This window comes from Bacillus sp. HU-1818, assembly GCF_022695965.1.
In the GTDB taxonomy this organism is placed as follows: Bacteria; Bacillota; Bacilli; order Bacillales; family Bacillaceae; genus Bacillus; species Bacillus atrophaeus.
Genome location: NZ_JAAPBE010000003.1, coordinates 725,957 through 746,480, shown reverse-complemented (window position 1 = coordinate 746,480; position 20,524 = coordinate 725,957). Strand labels below are relative to the sequence as shown.

At 42.6% G+C, this 20,524-nt stretch carries 24 protein-coding genes and 1 riboswitch; of the genes, 7 read left to right on the top strand and 17 right to left on the bottom strand.

The annotated features are described in order from the left end of the window. Positions 1 to 217: 217 nt before the first annotated feature. From GXP75_RS14465 to GXP75_RS14455, 3 genes are read right to left on the bottom strand one after another with little or no spacing between them, the layout of a single operon-like run. Positions 218 to 1,348, bottom strand: a complete 1,131-nt coding sequence (locus GXP75_RS14465) for a conserved virulence factor C family protein (RefSeq protein ID WP_214918846.1) — start codon at positions 1,346 to 1,348, stop codon at positions 218 to 220. A 59-nt stretch (positions 1,349 to 1,407) separates the two neighbouring features. Continuing rightward, positions 1,408 to 2,031, bottom strand: a complete 624-nt coding sequence (locus GXP75_RS14460) for an HD domain-containing protein (protein WP_214918844.1) — start codon at positions 2,029 to 2,031, stop codon at positions 1,408 to 1,410. 11 nt (positions 2,032 to 2,042) lie between these two features. Then, entirely contained in the window at positions 2,043 to 2,525 is a 483-nt protein-coding gene (locus GXP75_RS14455; RefSeq protein WP_061573030.1) for a glutathione peroxidase, read from the bottom strand. Between the two features lie 342 nt (positions 2,526 to 2,867). On the opposite strand from GXP75_RS14455, the gene metA reads away from it, so the two are divergent. The 3 genes from metA (at position 2,868) to cspD (ending at position 5,639) form a co-directional block, all read left to right on the top strand. Beyond that, positions 2,868 to 3,773, top strand: coding sequence for a homoserine O-acetyltransferase MetA (gene metA / locus GXP75_RS14450; protein WP_214918842.1), 906 nt, complete (start codon positions 2,868 to 2,870; stop codon positions 3,771 to 3,773). Between the two features lie 230 nt (positions 3,774 to 4,003). Continuing rightward, positions 4,004 to 5,152, top strand: coding sequence for a diglucosyl diacylglycerol synthase (locus GXP75_RS14445; RefSeq protein WP_010788997.1), 1,149 nt, complete (start codon positions 4,004 to 4,006; stop codon positions 5,150 to 5,152). A gap of 286 nt (positions 5,153 to 5,438) precedes the next feature. After that, on the top strand, positions 5,439 to 5,639 hold the full coding sequence (cspD, locus tag GXP75_RS14440) for a cold-shock protein CspD (protein ID WP_003153604.1): 201 nt from the start codon (positions 5,439 to 5,441) through the stop codon (positions 5,637 to 5,639). 51 nt (positions 5,640 to 5,690) lie between these two features. Here the strand turns inward: cspD and degR are convergent, their stop codons facing one another. Continuing rightward, positions 5,691 to 5,873 carry a transcriptional regulator DegR gene (gene degR / locus GXP75_RS14435; protein WP_003325692.1) on the bottom strand — a complete coding sequence of 61 codons (183 nt, stop codon included), beginning with the start codon at positions 5,871 to 5,873 and terminating at the stop codon, positions 5,691 to 5,693. Between the two features lie 155 nt (positions 5,874 to 6,028). Here degR and GXP75_RS14430 point away from each other — a divergent pair, with 155 nt between their 5' ends. Continuing rightward, complete coding sequence (locus GXP75_RS14430) at positions 6,029 to 6,286, top strand: DUF2564 family protein (protein ID WP_010788998.1); 258 nt, start codon at positions 6,029 to 6,031, stop codon at positions 6,284 to 6,286. Positions 6,287 to 6,314: 28 nt separating this feature from the next. On the opposite strand, the gene GXP75_RS14425 is transcribed toward GXP75_RS14430, so the two are convergent. Then, positions 6,315 to 6,497 carry a zinc-finger domain-containing protein gene (locus GXP75_RS14425; RefSeq protein WP_242557071.1) on the bottom strand — a complete coding sequence of 61 codons (183 nt, stop codon included), beginning with the start codon at positions 6,495 to 6,497 and terminating at the stop codon, positions 6,315 to 6,317. Positions 6,498 to 6,499: 2 nt separating this feature from the next. Then, the gene (locus tag GXP75_RS14420) at positions 6,500 to 7,171 is read right to left on the bottom strand and encodes a ribonuclease H family protein (protein WP_106044285.1); all 672 of its coding nucleotides are present in this window, start codon (positions 7,169 to 7,171) and stop codon (positions 6,500 to 6,502) included. An 89-nt stretch (positions 7,172 to 7,260) separates the two neighbouring features. Here GXP75_RS14420 and GXP75_RS14415 point away from each other — a divergent pair, with 89 nt between their 5' ends. The 3 genes from GXP75_RS14415 to sspL are packed head-to-tail and all read left to right on the top strand — an operon-like array spanning position 7,261 to position 8,518. Further along, positions 7,261 to 7,947 carry a queuosine precursor transporter gene (locus GXP75_RS14415; protein ID WP_151290513.1) on the top strand — a complete coding sequence of 229 codons (687 nt, stop codon included), beginning with the start codon at positions 7,261 to 7,263 and terminating at the stop codon, positions 7,945 to 7,947. A 2-nt stretch (positions 7,948 to 7,949) separates the two neighbouring features. Next, positions 7,950 to 8,348: a reverse transcriptase-like protein gene (locus tag GXP75_RS14410; RefSeq protein WP_061573024.1), complete on the top strand. Its 399-nt coding sequence runs from the start codon at positions 7,950 to 7,952 to the stop codon at positions 8,346 to 8,348. Between the two features lie 41 nt (positions 8,349 to 8,389). Beyond that, complete coding sequence (gene sspL / locus GXP75_RS14405) at positions 8,390 to 8,518, top strand: small, acid-soluble spore protein L (protein WP_003325686.1); 129 nt, start codon at positions 8,390 to 8,392, stop codon at positions 8,516 to 8,518. Between the two features lie 6 nt (positions 8,519 to 8,524). On the opposite strand, the gene GXP75_RS14400 is transcribed toward sspL, so the two are convergent. The 11 genes from GXP75_RS14400 to kdgT all read right to left on the bottom strand — a co-directional run bounded on the left by GXP75_RS14400 (position 8,525) and on the right by kdgT (position 20,514). Beyond that, positions 8,525 to 9,415: a 5'-3' exonuclease gene (locus tag GXP75_RS14400; RefSeq protein ID WP_242557070.1), complete on the bottom strand. Its 891-nt coding sequence runs from the start codon at positions 9,413 to 9,415 to the stop codon at positions 8,525 to 8,527. A gap of 98 nt (positions 9,416 to 9,513) precedes the next feature. Continuing rightward, the gene (locus tag GXP75_RS14395) at positions 9,514 to 9,660 is read right to left on the bottom strand and encodes a hypothetical protein (protein WP_010789002.1); all 147 of its coding nucleotides are present in this window, start codon (positions 9,658 to 9,660) and stop codon (positions 9,514 to 9,516) included. A 74-nt stretch (positions 9,661 to 9,734) separates the two neighbouring features. Next, a complete protein-coding gene (locus GXP75_RS14390) occupies positions 9,735 to 9,992 on the bottom strand; it encodes a YpbS family protein (RefSeq protein WP_003325682.1) in 258 nt (85 codons plus the stop codon). Between the two features lie 65 nt (positions 9,993 to 10,057). Next, positions 10,058 to 13,636: a dynamin GTPase gene (dynA, locus tag GXP75_RS14385; RefSeq protein WP_242557069.1), complete on the bottom strand. Its 3,579-nt coding sequence runs from the start codon at positions 13,634 to 13,636 to the stop codon at positions 10,058 to 10,060. A 161-nt stretch (positions 13,637 to 13,797) separates the two neighbouring features. After that, positions 13,798 to 13,887 carry a Fur-regulated basic protein FbpC gene (gene fbpC, locus GXP75_RS14380; protein WP_100198805.1) on the bottom strand — a complete coding sequence of 30 codons (90 nt, stop codon included), beginning with the start codon at positions 13,885 to 13,887 and terminating at the stop codon, positions 13,798 to 13,800. 69 nt (positions 13,888 to 13,956) lie between these two features. After that, the gene (locus tag GXP75_RS14375) at positions 13,957 to 14,463 is read right to left on the bottom strand and encodes an isoprenylcysteine carboxyl methyltransferase family protein (protein ID WP_214918831.1); all 507 of its coding nucleotides are present in this window, start codon (positions 14,461 to 14,463) and stop codon (positions 13,957 to 13,959) included. Between the two features lie 2 nt (positions 14,464 to 14,465). Further along, complete coding sequence (locus GXP75_RS14370; protein WP_242557068.1) at positions 14,466 to 15,563, bottom strand: type III polyketide synthase; 1,098 nt, start codon at positions 15,561 to 15,563, stop codon at positions 14,466 to 14,468. A gap of 72 nt (positions 15,564 to 15,635) precedes the next feature. Further along, the gene (gene pbuX / locus GXP75_RS14365; RefSeq protein ID WP_242557067.1) at positions 15,636 to 16,949 is read right to left on the bottom strand and encodes a xanthine permease PbuX; all 1,314 of its coding nucleotides are present in this window, start codon (positions 16,947 to 16,949) and stop codon (positions 15,636 to 15,638) included. Further along, positions 16,946 to 17,530, bottom strand: coding sequence for a xanthine phosphoribosyltransferase (gene xpt / locus GXP75_RS14360; RefSeq protein WP_061573017.1), 585 nt, complete (start codon positions 17,528 to 17,530; stop codon positions 16,946 to 16,948). Before xpt ends, pbuX begins: the two co-directional genes overlap by 4 nt. Positions 17,531 to 17,619: 89 nt before the next feature. Continuing rightward, positions 17,620 to 17,719: riboswitch (purine riboswitch) on the bottom strand. A 152-nt stretch (positions 17,720 to 17,871) separates the two neighbouring features. Beyond that, entirely contained in the window at positions 17,872 to 19,377 is a 1,506-nt protein-coding gene (locus GXP75_RS14355; RefSeq protein ID WP_061573016.1) for a carboxypeptidase M32, read from the bottom strand. A gap of 144 nt (positions 19,378 to 19,521) precedes the next feature. Further along, positions 19,522 to 20,514 (bottom strand): 2-keto-3-deoxygluconate transporter, encoded by a 993-nt coding sequence (gene kdgT / locus GXP75_RS14350; protein WP_242557164.1) that lies wholly within the window; start codon positions 20,512 to 20,514, stop codon positions 19,522 to 19,524. Positions 20,515 to 20,524: the final 10 nt, after the last annotated feature.

The window sequence follows — 20,524 nt, the reverse complement described above, 5'->3', positions numbered from 1 at the left end:
TTGTCGAAGAAACACTTCCAGGCCGCACCCCGCCTGGTTCGTTAGACGTATTTTTTTATATTTATATAGCTTTTTTCTCGATGCGAACCCTCCAACTGTTTATATTGTTACTTACTATATATATTTTTGAAACATTTTTCAACAATATTCGCAATAATTTTTATAAAAAGTCAATTCAATAAAAAAGGTGCCAATTCGGCACCTTTTTCATTTATATCTATTGATCTTTTTTTCTGCTCTCTGTCATTTGCTTCCAAACAGAGCCCTTTGCCTCTTCTCCGTGTTCAATACGTTCAAGCGCCATTTTTACTTGCAGGCTCACCTCGAATTCCGGATCATCTTCAGCCGCTTTTAATGCTTCAACAGCACTTTCGTCACCGACTTCATAAAGAAACATCGCAGCGCGCCAGCGGACAATCTTGCTTGAATCGCTTAACGATTTAATCATTGCCGGAATCGCCTGCGGATCGCCAATATCTGAGAGACAATCACCGGCTGTTCTTCTGACCGTAACCGTCTTATCCTCAAGCCCTTTATATAGAAGCGGAAGTACATCAGATGACTCAATCATGCCTAAGTAAACAACGGCCTGTCTTCTAATAGACGTTTTCGGATCATCAAGCGCCTTCGCTAAAACCGGTATGTCCTCTTCTTTCGGGTCCATCTGTTCAAGATGGGCATAGCGCTGCTTCCAGTCTTCATCATCAAGCATCTCAAGTGTAACTCGGTATGACTTACGCTGAACGGCCTGCTTTTCTTCGCCCTTTCCTTCGCCCGCTGCTTCTGTTAATCGCTGCAGCCGCTCATCACTGTATGCCGCCTGCAGCTCTTCTGTCACATCATGCCCGATTTCTGTAAAGTCGCCAAATCTGACGCCTTGTTCTTTCCAGGTCCGCTCAAACACGACATTTGAAGCTTCGGATCGGAGTTTTAATATCGCCTGCTGAAACCGCTCGGGCAAGCCGAAGCGTTCTTCCCGTTCTCCATCCGATAATTTCACTTGCATCGGGATTCCGCTGAACATTTGGACGAATACCTTTACTTCTCCGAAGGATTCTTGGTCAGAGCGGCTCTCTGTGCTTTCTGTATTCTCCATACCGAATGCAGAACGAACTTGCGGCAGAATGTCCTTCCAGTCATATCTCGCATTCCGTTCCACGGCAAGAAAGTCAGCAACGTGGTACACGCCTTTTACACCTTCAATTTTTAAAATTTTCGCCACAACAGGCGGTGCGCCCTCTGTTTGATCCGGTTTATAATTATTGCTTTTACCGGCTGGAAGCTCTTCTGTTAAAATCACTTTCATTGTATTCGGACTTGGCGTCGGTTCAATTGATTTTATCTTCATGTTTGTCCTCCTATGAAATATCTGTGACCTATTCTATCACAGTCATTCCAAGCCTTCTATTACGATGTTTCACAGTCAAGCCCTGAAGTCTCTCTTTGGAATTGTCTGATAAATCGAAGCAAAAATTCGTGCCGTTCATCTGCGAGTTTTATGCCTGTTTCTGTATTCATCATGTCTTTGAGCAGCAGCAATTTATCGGAGAAATGTGCATAAGCGCTGTTATCAGTCCCATATAGACTGTTCCCTTTTGCACCAGCAAACATAAAAGTTCTGGCAATTCCGACAGCGCCGATCGCATCCAGTCTGTCAGCATCCTGGACTGCTTTCCCTTCTATTAAAAGGGGCTTTTCGGCAAGCCTTTCTCTGTCCCGAAAAGACATTGTTGTAATGATGTCGGCGATTTTCCTGATCTGTTCGTGTGAGATCCCGAAGGACGCCAACTGTTCCTTTACCTCTTGAATCTCCAATCTGTGTTCCAGAGCGATTTTCGGATCAATTAAATCATGGACCAACGCTGCTGCTTCTATAATAAAAAGATCGGCGTTTTCTGTCTTCCCTATATACAGAGCAAGCTCGGCAACCCTTGTTACGTGCTGCCAATCATGGCCTGTTCTCTCATTCGTTAACGCTTCTTTCACCCATTGTCTGATGTGCTCAAGCTGAATCCTCTTTTGTTCTTTCACCAGAACACCCCTTACTCAGCTAACAGCTTTAAAATTGTATCTTCAATCTCTTTCGGGTTGGTATTGGGAGAATAACGGCCGACGATATTTCCTTCTTTATCCACAACAAACTTCGTAAAATTCCATTTTATCGCCTTCGTCCCCAGCATTCCCTTTGCTTGTTCGGTCAGATAAGTAAAAAGCGGGTGGGCTTTCGCTCCATTCACATCTATTTTCGCAAACATCGGGAAGGTAACACCGTAATTTTTTTTACAAAATTCTTGTATACTCGTTTCATCCCCAGGTTCCTGATTCATAAATTGATTACAAGGAAATCCTAAAATCTCCAGACCTTCCTGCTGATATGTATCGTACAGCTCCTGAAGCTGTTTCAACTGAGGAGTAAAACCGCATTTACTGGCCGTATTGACAATGATCATGACCTTGCCGGCAAATGGCCGAAGCGTCGTTTCTTCTCCGGTAATAGTGCGGACTTCAATATCATAAATTGACATTCACTTGCCCTCCTTCATTCCTGCTGTGTTTATTTTACCCTTTTCGCTATGCAAAACAAACGGTAAACATTCGTATATAACTGCTGTTTCAAACATTGCATTCCTTTGTCTTAAACAATACGATATGATAAATGCTAATGTAAGAGGAACTAACGTCCTCTTCATCCGTCTTCTATACAGAAAGCCCGGCATGCGTTGTGCAAAAAGCGGGAGTGTTCTATCTTAGCCTTAAAAATGTTGTAATTCGTGCCTTTTTTAAGCTAAACCCTTTGGATGGATTGAAAAATCGCTTGAAAGTTCCTATAATGAAGAAAATTAACGGGGAATGACGGAGGTGGCATGTTGCCTATTAATATACCTATTCATCTGCCGGCAAAACAGGTGCTAGAAAGTGAACATATATTTGTAATGGATGAAAGCAGGGCTTTTCACCAGGATATCAGGCCGCAGAGAATCGTGATTTTAAACTTGATGCCTAAAAAAATCCAAACAGAAACCCAGCTTCTGAGACTGCTTGGCAATTCGCCTTTACAAGTGCACTTTACTTTTTTGATACCCAGCACACATACACCCAAAAATACGGCAAGGCAGCATTTAGACGAATTTTATACAACTTTCTCCAGCATCCGTGATAAAAAGTTTGACGGTATGATTGTTACCGGAGCGCCGATCGAGCATTTGGCGTTTGAGGATGTCTCATACTGGGAAGAACTCAAAGAGATTTTGGAGTGGAGCAAATCGAATGTGACGTCTACCCTCCATATTTGCTGGGGAGCACAAGCGGGATTGTATTATCATTACGGCATTGAAAAAGTTAATCTTCCAAAAAAAACCTTTGGCGTCTTTGAACACACCGTGCTCGAAAAAAACGAGAGATTGGTAAGAGGTTTTGACGAGCTATACTATGTGCCGCATTCCCGGCATACAGATATAAATATGGATCAGCTGAAAGCCTCAGATGAATTACGCATACTGAGCACGTCTAAGGAAGCGGGAGTTTGTCTGATTGCTTCCAAAGATGAAAAACAAGTCTTTTTAACAGGGCACCCGGAATATGATACAAATACGCTTCTTCAAGAATATGAAAGAGATGTTTCAAGAAATCTTTCGTCTGTAGAAGCCCCGAAACATTATTTCAGAGAAGACAGCAAAGAACCTGTTAACCGCTGGAAAGCTCATGCAACGCTATTGTTTATGAATTGGCTCAATTATTATGTATATCAAGAAACTCCTTACGAATGGGAATAATTTTTTGCCTTTTAGTGATACTGTGAGCAAAAAATATGATAAAATACATCTGATTCGGTATTTGAATAACAAAAAATTTAAATATTGGAATCTAAATCTTTTAAATTTAGTTTAAATTTTTCGAGGCATTTATAAATCAATAATGTATTTGTGTTATGTTTATGTATAGACAATAACTCCTTACGATGCATGAAGCTTGCTTGTTGTTGATTACATTGAGGTGAATTTACTTGAATACCAATAAAAAAATATTAATTTTGACTGCAAATTACGGAAATGGTCATGTGCAGGTCGCCAAAACGCTTTATGAGCAATGTATACGGCTCGGCTTTCAACATGTAACAGTTTCTAATTTGTACCAAGAGTCAAATCCGATTGTTTCCGAGGTCACCCAATACCTCTATCTAAAAAGCTTCTCAATCGGAAAACAGTTTTATCGTTTGTTTTATTACGGAGTTGACAAAATCTATAATAAACGCAAATTCAATATTTATTTTAAAATGGGTAATAAACGTTTGGGCGAGCTTGTAGATGAACATGAGCCTGATATCATTATCAATACATTTCCAATGATCGTTGTACCGGAATACAGACGGAGAACAGGCAGAGTGATACCGACATTTAACGTCATGACTGATTTCTGTCTTCATAAAATTTGGGTTCATGAAAATGTGGATAAATATTATGTGGCAACTGATTACGTCAAGGAAAAGCTTATCGAAATCGGTACACATCCAAATAATGTAAAAATTACAGGCATCCCGATCAGACCGCAATTTGAAGAATCTATGCCCACGGAGCCCATTTATACAAAATACAATATTTCTCCTGATAAAAAAGTGCTTCTTATTATGGCGGGCGCACATGGCGTATTAAAAAACGTAAAAGAGCTATGTGAAAACCTCGTCATGGATGAGAACGTGCAAGTCATTGTAGTATGCGGGAAAAACACGGCATTAAAAGAATCTTTAAGCGCTCTTGCAGCGGCGAACGGTGATAAACTGAAGGTTCTCGGCTATGTCGAGCGGATCGACGAGCTGTTTCGGATTACAGATTGCATGATCACAAAACCGGGCGGCATCACGTTAACTGAAGCGACAGCTATCGGAGTACCTGTCATTCTGTACAAACCAGTGCCTGGGCAGGAAAAGGAAAATGCAATTTTCTTTGAAGAGCGCGGAGCGGCAATCGTGGTTAACCGCCATGAGGAAATTCTTGAATCTGTGTCCTCCCTCCTTTCAGATGAAGCGGCTCTGAACCGGATGAAACAAAATATTAAAAGCCTTCATTTATCTCATTCATCTGAAGTCATTTTGCAGGATATCATTGAAGAATCTGAAATGATGAACAGCCAAACTAAAACAAGGGCCCTCTCTTAAGCCCGTAAGTATTGATAAACAGGTGCACACGGATTTTTTGTGTGCCCTTTTTTATGATCTGTTCCGGCGTGATATGTCTACTTTTTGTAAAGCGGTTACAAGTCAGGTTTATGATCGATTGCTTCTTGAAATTTAATGTGCTGAAATAAGCGGTTACAGCTTGACGCACGCTGCCAGATGGTGTATAGTTGAACCATCATTTAACAACAGTCCTTGACTGACGTTGGGTGATGACAAAATTTTTTTTAGCACGAAGGTGCTACAGTACTAGGAGGAATTAAGCAATATGCAAAACGGTAAAGTAAAATGGTTCAACAACGAAAAAGGTTTCGGCTTCATTGAAGTTGAAGGCGGAGACGATGTATTTGTTCACTTCACTGCTATCGAAGGAGAAGGATACAAATCATTAGAAGAAGGACAAGAAGTTTCTTTTGAAATTGTCGAAGGTAATCGTGGACCTCAAGCTTCTAATGTTGTAAAACTCTAAACTCAATACTTGATGACATGATGACAAATAGAGGAGAGGCGAAAGCCTCTCCTATTTGATTTTCATTTGAATTTCTATTGCTAAAATGTTTTGTTTACACCTTTGTTCAATCTCTTCGATGTGCTTTTCCAATGACGGTCTTCCTTTTTTCGCAACGTCTGCTAGTTCTTCCAAATCATTGTATATTTCTATAAATGTTTTATGAAGGATGGTTTTTAAGTCTTTATCGTCCACTGCTGTTTTCCCCTTCTTTACAAGATACCCTAAATAGTAAATACGACCTATTTATTTAGGTTCAATAGTTATATCGGCTTATTTTATGTTTTATTTTCTATTTTTCCACATAAATTTTCAAAAACTCTGCAAAATATTCGCGGAGGTGTTTTTTAGTGGAATCAAACTTTCATGAAGAGGGATTTACTGATAAACGGCAGTTAGAATTAGCGGTGGAAACAGCGCAGAAAACGACAGGTATGGCGACACGAGACCAAAGCACAACCTTACTTGAGTCCGCTTATCAATCAATCGCGGATGCCAGAGAGCTGTCACAATCTGAAGAATTAGCCGCTCTTGACAGTGACTTTTTACACAAACAGCATCAGCTGTTAGACCAATGCCAGCATCAGTTGGATGAATTCAAAAAATAAAAACCGCATATTCTGCGGTTTTTATTTTTTATTGGTTTGTTAACACCTCTCCATACGCTTTAAGCCTCTCCCCTACCGTACATTTATTAATGCAGAAGGAATGAGCATATGTTTTTCCGTATTCCTTCCGAAAATGCTGCTTGATAAAACAATCCTTGCAATATTCATCTTGTAATTCAGTCAGTTCCTTAAAAATGCTTTTCTTATCCAATTTCAGTCATCTCCGTTATGATCTAATTTCATATGGCTTTCAACGAATTGATGTGACAGGATTTTTTTGGCGAGATCATCAGCTTCTTGATTTTCTTTTCGATTAATGGTTTCGTATGTCGGGCTGAGCTTCAAGGATTCAAGCAGCGCTTCTATTTTATCCAGCCATTGATTATGGGACGGATCATAGCAGGGCCAGCTGCCGTCAAGCTGATTCAAGACGACGAGGGAATCTCCTCTGATCGTAATTGAATTTCTGCTTGCTCCAAGTTCTCTCACTTCCCTGAGAGCTTCATACAGGGCGGCATATTCCGCTTCGTTGTTTGTTTTCAGCCGGAAGCTTTTATTTTTCCGGAGCCGGCGGCGATGACCCGCCAATGTATAATAGACGACGATTCCAAGCCCGGCAAGCTCGCTGTCTTTATCAAAACTGCCGTCAAAATACACAGTAATCTCATCAGGCTCTTGAGAAAGCTCTTCCGTCAGCTTTTCCAATTCCTTCAGCGTCCAGTTGCTCCCCTTCTCATCCTCAAACCCAAATTCTTTTATAAAAGGAGAACGGCCGAGCTCCCGCCCAAGCATCCGCGCTTCTTGGACGCTGATCCAATTCTCTGCCAGAAACGAGACACCTCCCGTTCCCTTAGCTTCTATTTTCATATGCGGTCTAAGATTCATTTAAGATCACCTTACCATTCATTAGTTGCCGGGCATGTGCTATAATCAAACCGTTCTTAATCTACCCCAGAAAGGAAGCTTGCACCGTTTTGTTTAATAACTCATTATGGATCTTTTTTGCGATCATTCATTTTATCATTGTTCTTTTATTTTATAAAGGATTTGGCAAAATGGGCCTGTTTGTGTGGATTGGCTTCGCCACTGTGTGCGCTAACCTGCAAGTGGTCAAAACCGTTGAGCTGTTTGGCCTTACGGCGACACTCGGGAATATTATGTACGGCACGATCTTTTTCGCGACAGATGTGCTGAATGAAAAATATGGCCCGGCTGAAGCCAGAAAAGCGGTATGGCTCGGTTTTTCTACACTGCTGACATTAACATGCCTCATGCAGGGTGTTCTGCTCTATGAACCAGCCTCATCCGATATCTCACAAACTGCGCTGGAGACGATTTTTGGTTTCCTGCCAAGAGTTGCCCTGGGCAGTCTGCTTGCCTTTATTTTCAGCCAAATGCTAGATGTTTATGTATATTCGGCAATCAGAAGGATATTTCCTTCAGACCGTCTTCTTTGGCTGAGAAACAGCGGCAGTACAGCGATCAGTCAGCTGTTAGATACATTTATATTTACCGGAGTGGCTTTTTTAGGCGTCTATCCGGCAGGTGTTTGGTTCAGTATTTTTATTTCAACGTATTTGATTAAGTTTGCGGTCTCGCTGATTTCTCTTCCCTATGCCTATGCAGCAAAAAAAATGACGCCAAAAGGTGAAAGGGGTTAATCATGCCAGCAGAAATATATATTGACGGAGCCAGTGCCGGTAATCCCGGGCTGTCCGGCATCGGAATTTTTATAAAATATGAAGGCACAACGGAATCCTTTTCCATCCCAATTGGCACATACACGAACCAAGAAGCAGAATTTCTTGCATTGATTGAGGGCATGAAACTATGTGCTGAGCGCGGGTATCAGTCTGTTTCCTTCCGAACTGATTCGGATATTGTGGAGCGGGCGGCCGATCTTGAGCTTGTGAAAAATAAATCATTTCAGCCTTTTGTTGATGAAATCATCCAATTAAAATCGGCTTTTCCCTTGTTTTTTATCAAATGGATTCCAGGCAGGCAAAATCAAAAAGCTGATCAGCTGGCAAAAGAGGCGATCCGGCTGAATCAAAAGAATTAAATCCTTACAAATTGTTTATCCTAAAGACGAGGTGAACAATAATGAATAAAAAAGACAAGGGCCGGCTTACCGGCGGCGTTTCCCCGCAAGGCGATTTAGAAGGAAATACCCATAACGACCCTAAATCCGAGCTTGAGGAAAAAGCAAAAAAAAGCAATACAAAACGCTAGAGAAGATCATGAACTGATCTCTCTAGCGTTCAGCTTTTCAAGCATACGCTCAATGCCTTTAATTTGATGCCGGCGAAGCATCATGCCGGCTTGTTCCAATTGAAGAGTAAAAACGGCATCTGTCAGAGCGCAAGTTAACGGAACGGCGCAATTAATTTCGGCAAGCTGTCTTGAAATGCCGAGCTCCTTTAACCCTGCCTGTATTTTCCCCTGCTGGCCTTTTGGCAAAAGAGCGATATTTTCCAATAAACGCTCAATCGTTTCGTATTCGCCTATAAGCTTGTAGGCTGTTTTTTCACCGATCCCTTTCACACCAGGGTAATTATCGCTTGCATCACCCATCAGCGCTTTTACATCAATTAAAGCTTTAGGAAGGACCCCGGTTTCTTCATAAAATAAATCTTTCGTATATATTTTATAATTGCCGATGCCTTTTTGCAGCAAAGCCACGTTAATTCCGTCAGATAAAAGCTGGAGTAAGTCTTTATCTCCTGTCACAATCGTGATCTCCGCTTCTTCAGTAAATAAGGCTGCCAGTGTGCCGATGCAATCGTCTGCTTCATATCCTTTAAGGCCTATATTCAAAATGCCGAGTTCTGCGGCGGCTTCCTTTGCCAGTTCAAATTGAGGCACAAGCTCAATCGGCGGCTGGCTGCGGTTGGCTTTATAGTCTTGAAACAAGTCGTTTCGATACGTTTTGCTCCCCATATCCCAGCAGCATACGACATGGGTCGGCTGAAATCTTTCCATCGCCGTAATTAAATGCTTTAAAAACCCATTGACGCCGTTTGTCGGCACTCCGCTGTCATTTATCATAAAATTACGATGCACGGCAGTTGCGAAAAACGAGCGGAACAAAAGAGCCATGCCATCGACAAGCAATAATTTTTTCTTCATTCAAATTAACTCCTTTTACACTCAGTCTTCCTATTTTACCATAAGTATTAAAAAAAAAGAAAACAGCATCTCATTAAAAGAGATGCTGCTGCATATGTTTAGTCGTTATGCTTTTTGTTGCTGGCAATCAGCTTTTCAGCTTCACGCCCGGCATAGGAATCAAAATGTGTCTGAAAGCCATTTTTCTTTTTCACATTATTATTTTGCTGAGCGTTTCTGTTTCCCAATTTTGTTCTGCCCATCATAATCCCCCCTTATACCGGTATACGTGTAGTATGCGCTTATAGAACGCCGTACACCCGAGGGAGGATCATCCATCTTATTTTCTGTTCGCGTATTCTTCAACCATTTCTTTAGTGACAAGCCGCCTAGTGGGCACGATGCCTTGTTTGGCAAGCTGATTCATTTCAGCAGTGATTTCATTAATCGTATCCGTAGTAAAAGGCTCGCCGTTTTGACATTTGGCGACTGTTTCTTCGATCGCCTGTTCCCGCTTTTGTTCAAGCTGTAAAAAATGTTTAATATGCTGATGCTGTTTGTTTGAGTGTGCTGTGATTGCTTCGTGGACGTTTGACATCAATAGTTCATCTCGCTTTTTTTTATTTAGTCTATCATGACTTCACATACGAGCCAACTTATATTTTATATTTTCATCTCTTCGTCTGACTTCTGCCAGGATATACATGCTTGATACGCGCTTTCCACTTCACTGGCGGCCTCGCCTTCTTTAAGTCCTTGAAGGTAAGTCTCTTTCTGGTCCTGAATTTGAGAAAGGGCTTTTTCCGCGCTTTCATTTTGCAGACTTTCGACATGCCCGGCATATCGCGCTATAAGGCTTTCTTCTTCTTTTTCAATCCACTTTTCCGTTACCTTCAAAAGCTTCAGCCGCAAAGCTTCCACAAAGGCGGCTTTTCCATTTTGCTCAAAAAACTGTTTCGGCGATTTGACTTCTTTTTGCTCTTGAGCAAATTCACTATCGTTAAGCTCCGGTTCCACTTCTTTCAGCTGCAAACTTCTTGAGTGATTTCCGTTCATGTATATGGAAAAATAGCCGCCTTCACTCAGTTTTCTCTGGCAGGTTTCCATCCATTCTTCCGTCATATGCTGTTCGATGAAACCGGTCATCCGAATATCCAGCGTTTTAATTTCCTGAATAAATTCAAATTGATATTCCTTTAATGCATCTTGCAGCGCTTTTTTCAAGTTCGCCTTCCAATCACCTTGCTGAAGCCCCGGATAAAACGCCGTTTTAAACAAATCGTTTGCGTAAAATGATAAGCGCTGCTTAATATGATAAAGCTGTTCTTGTGTATCTTTTTTCACTTTGTCAATAATTACATCTGAGTGCCGGCGTTGTTTTATCTCAGCGGCAGCCGATTCAAACGAGTCATTCAGACGCTCTTTTTCGGCTTCCTTTTCTTCAATCGACCGGTGAAGGGATTCATGGAGCTGATAAACTGTTTCACATAGTTTATCGGCTTCTGCCGCTAGCTGGCCGGCAGATTCCTTCATCAGATCTACCTCAATAAAGCGGTCAAGACCGGCCCTTACATCCTGAAAACGGTTATAAAAAGTTTCCCGTTTGCCCTGCAATTCGTCTTTGCTGGACACAGAATAGAGCTGAGGCTGCTGTATTCCCTCTTTTGCAAGTTCTGAACCGACGTAGTCTGTCACAGTTTCAAGCTCTCGTTCATTTTCCGCTAAATCTGCCGCATTGATCACAAAGAACATCTTATCCATGCTGAGTGATTCTTTCACCAGCCCAAGTTTGCGTAAAAACGATTTGTCTCCTTTCGAGAAAGAATGCTGATAATACGTCATATAAAAGAAAGCATCTGCATCTTTTATATATTGAAACGCAAGTTCGGTATGCCGTTTATTTAAGCTGCTTGCCCCCGGTGTGTCTACAATCGTGATGCCCTTCTCAGTAAGCGGAGAGGTGTAGTAGACCGTCACAGCTTTTACGATGCAGGCTGTTGTTTCTTCCGCCACATAAGGCTTCAATTCATCCAGCGGAATGGTCAATACAATTTGCTCCCGTATATGCTGTTCATAGTTACGGTAAGCATTCAGAAAGTTTCCGGCTGTCCGGATTTGGTCCTCCTGCAAGCGCCCTTTTTTCATCATCGTTTGTAATTTCTCAGAAAGAGATTTTCCCTTCTGCTCTGAAATATTGATTCCGGTCAGCTGAACAACTTCGGCAATGATATCATCCTCTGTTTTAAACACCACATCCGCCGTCTTATGTTTTTTGCCGTTTATCGGTTTTGTGACTTTATTAATCGTTGCGGTTGTCGGCGTCGGCGATGATGGAAGCACTCGTTCACCTACAAGCGCATTGGCAAACGAAGATTTTCCCGAGCTGAAGCCGCCAAAAAGAGCAAGAGTAAATTGTCTCTCTTCAAGCCTTTTGATTCTGCCCCGGAAGGCTTCTGTTTGTTTGGACAGCATACTGAATCCGCCCAGCAAGTCAGACAGCTGATAAAAGCGCTGTATTTGATCTTGCATCTGGAAATCCCTGTCTCCGCTTTTTACAGGCTGCGCCCGGCGTGCGGCGTCCGGTCTTTCCTTCTGTTTGCTTACAGGTGCAGAGACTGTCTTTTTCATTCCTTTAAACCAGTCGGGCTTTTGCGGAATGTCATTCGTCAGTTCTTCGTTCCATAAAGCCCAAATATGATCAGCTTGCGCGCGGTTTTTTTGTTTGGCATCGGCTTTGTTTTGAAGAAGCTCAAGTTTTTCTGTTTCTCTCTGCAGCTGCGCTTGGATTTCTTTTTGATGTCCGGCACTGCCGTCTTTGATAAAGGCTGCGAGCTTCTCAGCAATTTCCGCCGCTTTTGCTTTGGCTTCTCTGCGAATCAAATCCGCCAGGTCTTTCGTATATGTAAGAACATATTCCGGAGAAAGCTTGGCCCCCGGTTTGACGGCCCGCTCTATCATGTCAATATGCAACGGAGTGCGGTAAGCTTGAATACGTTTTAAACAATCATTTGATTCTATTCGAAAGGCTTTTGCCTGCTTGTTGAGGGTATCAATAATGTGCCAATCCACCTCAGCCTCTGTTCTCTTTTTCACGTCGGCGAAAAAGTCAGCCCTTCTCCTCTCCTTCTCTTGCGCTGTTTTCGCTTTAGAAAATAGAAATCCGGTTTTAAACCCGGGTTCTTTCGATTCTAAACACGCTGCTGCAAGTTCCCGCATTTCAAATGGTGTTAAGTTCGCGTTGTTGAGAATCCGGTTAACTTCTTCCTTTATCACATGTTCAGCCTGAATCGGTTTTTGGGCGGTTTCCTCCAGTTCGGACTTTAGTGAATTCACCAGCTCTGTTTGTGTCTTCAGCTGTTCCGTGAAGTCCGGGCCGTCATCCTGCTGTGTGAGCATTTCCGTATGATCCCGCAGAAGATTAGTGATTTTTCGCTCTGTTAATAAGAGCATCTGTTCTTTCGACTGCTGTTCAAGCTCCTTTAACGTCCTCCGCAAACTGCCGATCTCGTTTAATGGATGCTCAGGTTCTGTGACTGAGGTGAAAAAAAGCGCGTCTTTGGAGATGCCTTCATTGGCGAGCATGTCTTCCACCTGTGCTTGATAATCCTCAAAAGGTGTTTCCGCTTCATCATGGCGGTCAATTTGGTTCACGATAAAATAAATATTCGGGATGGATTCTTTTATCGATCTGAGGAATAAAACATTTTCCTCTGAATGGACATGGTTATAGTGAACGACGTAAAAAAGCGCATCAGCTTGATGAAGGATTGAGGCGGCTGATAAAAAATGCGCTTCATCAGTTGAATCTATTCCCGGCGTGTCTATGTAAGCAACGTGCGGATCTACCCCTTTGTAATCATCAAATATCTCAACCGTTTCTATTTGATCGCCCTCTTTGCAGAATTGCTGCACCGCTTCTTTGTCGTAGGCTCCTTCCAGCTCAGCGCAGGCTCCTTCTGTAGTATGTAAAACCACCCGCTGGCCGCCTTTTCTGATCACTACGACATTCGCGCTTGTCGGAATCGGGCTTGTCGGCAATATGTTCTCTAATAAAAGGCTGTTTATAAGAGAAGACTTCCCCGCCGAGTAATGCCCGGTAAACGCAATATAAACATCTTCATCGACTGCTTTTTTCATAATCGCTGCCAGTTTATCCGCTCTTTGTTTATCATGATTCTCAATCAATTGTTCGTAGAGCGCCCCTGTTTTGTCTAGAAGGACTTGTGCATTTCGTTCTGTCATGTGTCTGTGCCCCTTTGTGTCGGATCAATTGCGGATCTTTTTAGAAAGATCTGAAAAAACTTCTCTCACCATTTTACACAAGAACAGAAAAAATTTCTTCATATGAAACGAAATTAAGAAAAAAAGCCGCCGTATCGGCAGCTTTGTGTCAGATTTTATAATTAAACAGATTTATTAGAAATTCCTTTTAAAACAAAGCCGATTAATGCGCTGTATGTACAAACCGACGCGAGCAAAAACAACATGGTCATTTGCCTCACCATCCTATTGAGAATCTTTTTCAACTTCATTTTATCATGGTTGAGAATGATATTCAATCTCTATTTTAAAGCGTGTTCTCTTAATGCTTTATCCTCAACCCGTATACGGATCGACAGCATGAAGGCATTTAAGATGGTAAACAATATGAGCGTCCAGTAAGCTCCATACAAAAGTGGCAAAAGGATGATTTCCAGCATCACGACGGCATAGTTTGGGTGCTTGAGCCATTTATACGGTCCTTTTTTGATAAGCTCGGCATCGGGCACAACGAGAATTTTGGTGTTCCAATGCGCACCTAATGATAATAGCGCCCAGTATCTGACTCCCTGTACGAGAATAATGGCTGTCAGAATGCCAATCCACCAGGTTGACGGCTCTTTATGCAACAAAAGCACTTCACAGATCAACGACACAAAAAACAGCACATGCATCAAGACGATATAAGGGTAATGCCCCTCACCGTATTCAATCGCGCCTTGTTTTTTTACTTTTTGTTCATTTTGCTTTGCCACTATGATTTCCGCTATTCGTTGGACAGCAAGAATGAAAATAAACAGCCAAAACATATTTAAGCCTCCTTTTCCAATGTGAACAACAAGAGCTCTGAGGAAAATCCAGGACCCAGCGCCCCGATCATCCCGTTTTCTGCTTCGTTTTGTTTCCCGAACAGCAGATGGTCTTTGATCACATACATAATAGTTGCTGAAGACATATTCCCATGCTTTCTTAGTACCTTTTGGGAGGATGCAAGCTGTTCTGCAGGTATACTCAAACTCTTGATGTACGCCTCGATGACCTTCTTGCCGCCTGGATGAGCAAGAAAAGCTTTTATATCATGGAATGTAAGCTGATGTTTGTCCAAAAAGGCTTCAACGTTGTCTTTTAACCATCCTTCTATCAATGTCGGAATATCTCTTGAAAAAATAACCTGAAACCCTTGATCCGTAAAATCCCAGCCCATCACATCTTCAGACTGTTTCATCGTGACAGATTGGGAATCAAAAATACGCGGCACAAGATCAAGCTTCGCTGAATGCCGAAGCGCCTGTTCACCACAGAGTAAAGCTGCCGCAATACCGTCAGCGAATAAGGAAGTGCCGATAAGATTGCTTTTCGTCTTATCGCCGGGCTGGAATGTTAAACTGCACAGTTCTGCTGCAATGACCAGAACATAAGCGTCAGGATATGATTTGCAGTATTCAAAAGCGCGGGAAAGACCACAAGCGCCTCCCGCACATCCAAGTCCCCATATCGGAATGCGTTTCGTATAAGGAGAAAACGGCAGCTCATTCATCACCTTCGCCTCAATGCTTGGGGTTGACAGCCCTGTGCTGGATACGAAAAAAATGGCTTCTACCTTTTCGTACGGGATTGATTCTTCCAAAAAATCTGGACTTGTCAGGCATTCAGTCACTGCCTGCGTACAGTGTTTGACGGTTTCATTGATATAGATGCGATTTTTTTCTCCAAAGCTGTGATTCTCTTTGTACCATTCAATCGGCCTGACAAATTGTCTGGATTCAATTTCTCCATTTTCGAACGCTTTTAACAGACGCTCAATGTCTTTAAATGAATCTTGAAACATATGCCTTGCAAATTCGATCGCTTTCTTTTGGTTTACATTGTATGAAGGGATGCTCGTTCCAACCGATAAAATATATGCCATGTCGCCACCTCTTTGCATATATTTTTCCGCAATTATCCATTTTGTATACAAAAAAACTCCGCCGAAGCGGAGTTATACAGCTGTTTTTTGGTTAATGTCCAAATCACTGCTTGTCTTTTTAGTTTTTGGGACCATATTATAAATGATATTTAACAGGATCGCCGTAAAACTTCCGGCCACGATACCGTTTGTTGTCAGCAACGTGATGGAATCGGGCAGTTGTTTAAAAATATCAGGGACGACCGTGACTCCTAGGCCGAGGCCGACTGAGCAGGCAACAATCAACAGGTTTTCCTGTGTTCCGAAGTCAATGCGGCTGAGCATTTTAATGCCGTAAGCAATGACCATGCCGAACATTGCCACCATTGCTCCTCCCAACACCGCCGACGGAATAATGGTAGTAAACGCGGCGACTTTTGGAAATAGACCAAGGACCATCAGCATGGCTCCCGTCACAACAATCACAGCATTTTTCTTAATACCAGTCAGCTGGACGAGCCCGACGTTTTGCGAATAAGCCGTATAAGGAAACGCGTTAAAGATACCGCCTAAAAAGACGGCTACTCCTTCAGCACGGTAACCTTTTGCCAAATCTTTTTCAGTAAGGCGGCGGTTTGTCAAATCGCCTAATGCAAAGTAGACGCCTGTTGATTCTACCAGGCTTACAACGGCAACAATAAACATCGTAATAATCGGTGCAGCATGAAATGACGGTGTACCGAAATAAAAGGGCTGAACCATTTGGAACAGGTCCGCTTGTGCCACGTTGTCAAAGTGTACCTTCCCCATAAAAAATGCGATGCCTGTGCCGAAAACAATTCCGATCAGGATGGAAATTGATTTTAAAAATCCTTTTGTGAAGCGGTACAGCAGGACAATAACAGCAAGCACGATAAAACCGAGAATGAGATTGGAGGCATCTCCAAAATCAGCGCTGCCTTCTCCGCCGGCGATATTATTCATCGCCACCGGCATAAGCGTGATTCCGATGATCGTCACAACTGATCCCGTCACAACCGGAGGAAAGAAAGCAACGAGTTTCCCGAAGAAAAAAGAAATGAGAATAACTAGCAAGCCTGAAGCGATGATGCTTCCGTAAATTGCGGAAACACCGTATTCGGTCCCGATGGCAATGATTGGCGAAACGGCGGTAAACGTACAGCCCAAGACAACCGGAAGCCCGATCCCGAAAAATTTGTTGCTCCATACTTGAAGAAGCGTAGCGGCACCGCACATAAAAATATCAATGGATACTAAGTAAGTCAGCTCTTTTGCCGATAAACCAAGCGCAGCTCCTACAATTAAAGGGACGACAATCGCACCCGCATACATGGCAAGCACATGCTGTATACCTAGAGAAAGCGTTTTGCCAAAGCCATTTTTCATGAACGGACCTCCTGCACAAAGGATACCTTTCCTTCTTCTAGTGACTGAATTCTGGCTAATGATTCCACACGGTAGCCAAGCTGTTCCAGCTCGTCTCTTCCGGGCTGAAACGATTTTTCAATGACAATGCCGAGTCCGGCAACATTGGCGCCAGCCTGTTTGACAATAGAAACAAGTCCGTGTGCGGCTTGTCCGTTTGCTAAAAAGTCATCAATGATTAATACCTTGTCATCAGAAGAAAGATGGGTTCCCGATACAGCAATTTGGCTTTCTGTTTTCTTCGTAAAAGAATATACAGAGGCCGTCAATAGATTGTCTGTAAGAGTAAGAGATTTATGTTTTCTCGCAAAAACAACCGGAACACCCAGCTTCAAACCGGCCATCACGGCAGGAGCAATTCCAGATGATTCAATCGTGACGATCTTTGTAATACCGTCTTTTTCGAATCTGGATGCAAACTCTTCCCCGATTTGCTGCATAAGCAGCGGATCAATCTGGTGATTCAAAAAAGAATCTACTTTTAATACCTGATCTGAGAGAACAATGCCCTCTTGCTCTATTTTTCGTTTCAGTGCTTCCACAGCGTATACCTCCGATTTTAAAATAAAAAAAGCATTACCCGCTCAAGAATTAAAGAGCAAGCAATGCTGAATACATAAAACCCAAAAATACGGTCTCATTGCTCACTCATAGTCGAACATTTACGGTGTCCGGTAGAAACTTGCGTGCCATATCCACGCGATTATATGAGTGTATATATGATATTGTAACAAATTATAGCAAGTTTATTTACGCTTGCAAAGAGGAAAATGAAAATTCCCGAACCTTCTCGTATTTTCTTCACTTCATTATTCGTTTTTAGTGAAAATTGAGATAATTATTAAAAGCAGCGCCTGACGAAACGATGCCGCCAGGCGCAAGATTATGACAAGTATAGGTTTGAATATTTGTTTTTCAAATATTCAATGAGATAGCGAACATTGAGCTCTTCGCCTGTAGCTTCTTTAATAATTTCAAGAGGTTTTTTCCGTCTGCCGTGAATATGGACCTTTTCTGTCAGCCATTCTTTAATTTGTTGGAATTCGCCTTTTTCCACCAACGTATCAAACTCAGGCAAGTCCTCGAGCATTTTGTTTTTCAGCTGGGCAGCATACATGTATCCCAGCGCGTAGGATGGAAAATATCCGAAATCACCGCACGCCCAGTGAACATCTTGTAAAATCCCCTGCGCATCGTTTGGCGGCGTGATGCCTAAATACTCTTCATATTTTTGGTTCCAAAGTGCTGGCAGCTCCTCCACAGACACTTCATTGCTGAAAATCGCTTTTTCAATTTCATATCGAATAATAATATGCAGCGGATAGGTAAGTTCATCGGCTTCCACACGAATAAGCGACGGTTTAGATTCATTTACGGCCCGGACAAACTCTTCAAGAGCAACAGGTCTGAACTGCTCTGGAGAAGCTTCCTGCATTTTCGGATAATACGTCTTCCAGAAGTTCTCGTTCCGCCCGATAAAATTTTCATAAAATAATGATTGAGACTCGTGGATTCCCATGGAGGCACCGTCTGATAAATTGGTGCCGCTAAGCGCTTCATCAATATTTTGCTCATAGATGGCGTGGCCGCACTCATGAATCGTCCCAAAGATTGCCGTACGGAAATCGTTCTCATCAAACCTTGTTGTCACCCGTACATCCCCGCGATTAATCGTTGTCGCAAATGGATGAACCGTTTCATCCAAACGCCCGCCGTTAAAATCGTAGCCGAGCTCTTTTAAAAAATACAGGCTGAGGTCTTTTTGCTTTTTCTTAGAGAAAGGTTGATGGATAAAGCTTGTGTCCGGCTTATTGGTTGAAGCTGATACTTTTTTAACAAGAGGGATGATCGCTTTTTTCAGTTCTGAAAACAGCTCATCAAGAACGTCAATGGTTACGCCTGGCTCAAATAAATCAAGCAGGGTATTGTAAGGATGGCCTTCATAGCCCCAATAAGTAATGAATCGTTTATTGTATTCAATCAGCTGTTTAAGGTACGGAGCAAACAAGGAAAAGTCTGATCGCTCTTTCGCATCTTCCCATACAGTCTCAGCTTTTGATGAGAGTACGACATACTCTTTATATTCTTTTTCAGGAATTTTACTATTCTCTTCATAATCTTTTTTAGCCCATTCTGCTGCTTTTTTCGTATCTTCAGGCAATTCCTCGAATTTTTCATAAAGAGCGTCCAGAAGCTCCTTCATCCGCTTTGAGGTTTTCATGTTAAATATATCGGCCGACAGCTGACCAATGCTCTCAGCCCGATCTTCAGCGCCGTTTTTAGGCGCACCCGTTCTAAGATCCCAGTGCATTAATACCACTGCTTCTTCATAATGTGAGATTTTTTTCAAAAGATCAAAAAACTCTTTTTCGTGTGTATGTAATTCCATAAATAATCCCCCCATTCATATCGTGAGACGTTATCCATTTCAGGCTAATGGAAGGAGCGGTGAAAGTCAACTGCGACGTATTCCATCAGAGCAAATAAGGCTGTCCGGTTTTTTCGCCGTCAGCCTTATTCCGCTTTACACCTATCAATGCAATGTGACTTGTTTATCAGGCGGCGATGTCTTATGTTTGTTTCGTCTTACTTTTTTATCAACCCAAACCGTCGCAAGCGGTGTTAACAGTGAAGTCACAATAACACTTGTCGCAATGATGGCAGTTGCTGCCTCTGCTACAGGGACAAAAGCTGCGTTTGCCTCGGCTAATGCATAAGGAACAGCGACCGCCGCTCCCGCAGTAGAGGAAGCTGCCACTCCTGCCACCCCGTCACCCCTTGCGATAAAGCGATCAAGTAAAAACAGAGAGCCTCCGGATAAAATGACGACAGACATCCCGATGAAAATACCCAGCAACCCTGATTGGAGCAGCATGCCAAAATTCAGCGTGTTGCCTAGCGAAAAAGCGAAAAACGGAATGATTGCCGGCACCACTTTGCTAAACAAATCTCTGAGCTCATGATCCAGATTTCCGAGTATACACCCAAGTAAAAACGGTATGACAGTTGCCGCCAGTGTTTCCCACGGGAAAGCAGCTAGTCCTGTAACGCCGAATGTCACCATTGTCATGAAGGGTCCTGATTCAGTGCTGATAAACGCAAAAGCCCCGGCATCCTCTTTCCTTCCCATGTGGTTCATCAGCGCAAGGTAGAGTCCGCCGTTCGTTTCATTCATCACTGCAACGATAGCCAAAACAGAGAGCCCGGCAAAAAATCCTGATTGAATCCCCTCTTCCGGAATAAATTGAGCTGCGATTAACCCCAGTAAGGCGGCAAACCCGATTTTTCCAAGGAGAAGGGTCATTCCTTTTCTGGCAATATAGCCTGAAGAACGAAAATCAATGGTAGCTCCTACACAAAAGATGAAAACGCCTAAAATGGGAAGCGTTCCGGTAATAAGCGCTCCCGTAAATCCGCCAAAAAACTCCGCTGTGTTTGGAGCAAATGTGTTTAAAGCCGCTCCTAAAAACAGCGGGATAATCATCATCCCGCCGGGTATCCGTTCTATGGTCGCTTTGATTTTCATCTTCATTCTC

Excerpts from the sequence above, each read along its gene's own strand:
- GXP75_RS14465 (WP_214918846.1), bottom strand. The coding sequence starts at position 1,348 with ATGAAGATAAAATCAATTGAACCGACGCCAAGTCCGAATACAATGAAA.
- GXP75_RS14455 (WP_061573030.1), bottom strand. The coding sequence starts at position 2,525 with ATGTCAATTTATGATATTGAAGTCCGCACTATTACCGGAGAAGAAACG.
- cspD (WP_003153604.1), top strand. The coding sequence starts at position 5,439 with ATGCAAAACGGTAAAGTAAAATGGTTCAACAACGAAAAAGGTTTCGGC.
- GXP75_RS14420 (WP_106044285.1), bottom strand. The coding sequence starts at position 7,171 with ATGAATCTTAGACCGCATATGAAAATAGAAGCTAAGGGAACGGGAGGT.
- GXP75_RS14410 (WP_061573024.1), top strand. The coding sequence starts at position 7,950 with ATGCCAGCAGAAATATATATTGACGGAGCCAGTGCCGGTAATCCCGGG.
- sspL (WP_003325686.1), top strand. The coding sequence starts at position 8,390 with ATGAATAAAAAAGACAAGGGCCGGCTTACCGGCGGCGTTTCCCCGCAA.
- GXP75_RS14400 (WP_242557070.1), bottom strand. The coding sequence starts at position 9,415 with ATGAAGAAAAAATTATTGCTTGTCGATGGCATGGCTCTTTTGTTCCGC.
- GXP75_RS14395 (WP_010789002.1), bottom strand. The coding sequence starts at position 9,660 with ATGATGGGCAGAACAAAATTGGGAAACAGAAACGCTCAGCAAAATAAT.
- GXP75_RS14390 (WP_003325682.1), bottom strand. The coding sequence starts at position 9,992 with ATGTCAAACGTCCACGAAGCAATCACAGCACACTCAAACAAACAGCAT.
- dynA (WP_242557069.1), bottom strand. The coding sequence starts at position 13,636 with ATGACAGAACGAAATGCACAAGTCCTTCTAGACAAAACAGGGGCGCTC.
- fbpC (WP_100198805.1), bottom strand. The coding sequence starts at position 13,887 with ATGACCATGTTGTTTTTGCTCGCGTCGGTTTGTACATACAGCGCATTA.
- GXP75_RS14375 (WP_214918831.1), bottom strand. The coding sequence starts at position 14,463 with ATGTTTTGGCTGTTTATTTTCATTCTTGCTGTCCAACGAATAGCGGAA.
- GXP75_RS14370 (WP_242557068.1), bottom strand. The coding sequence starts at position 15,563 with ATGGCATATATTTTATCGGTTGGAACGAGCATCCCTTCATACAATGTA.
- pbuX (WP_242557067.1), bottom strand. The coding sequence starts at position 16,949 with ATGAAAAATGGCTTTGGCAAAACGCTTTCTCTAGGTATACAGCATGTG.
- GXP75_RS14355 (WP_061573016.1), bottom strand. The coding sequence starts at position 19,377 with ATGGAATTACATACACACGAAAAAGAGTTTTTTGATCTTTTGAAAAAA.
- kdgT (WP_242557164.1), bottom strand. The coding sequence starts at position 20,514 with ATGAAAATCAAAGCGACCATAGAACGGATACCCGGCGGGATGATGATT.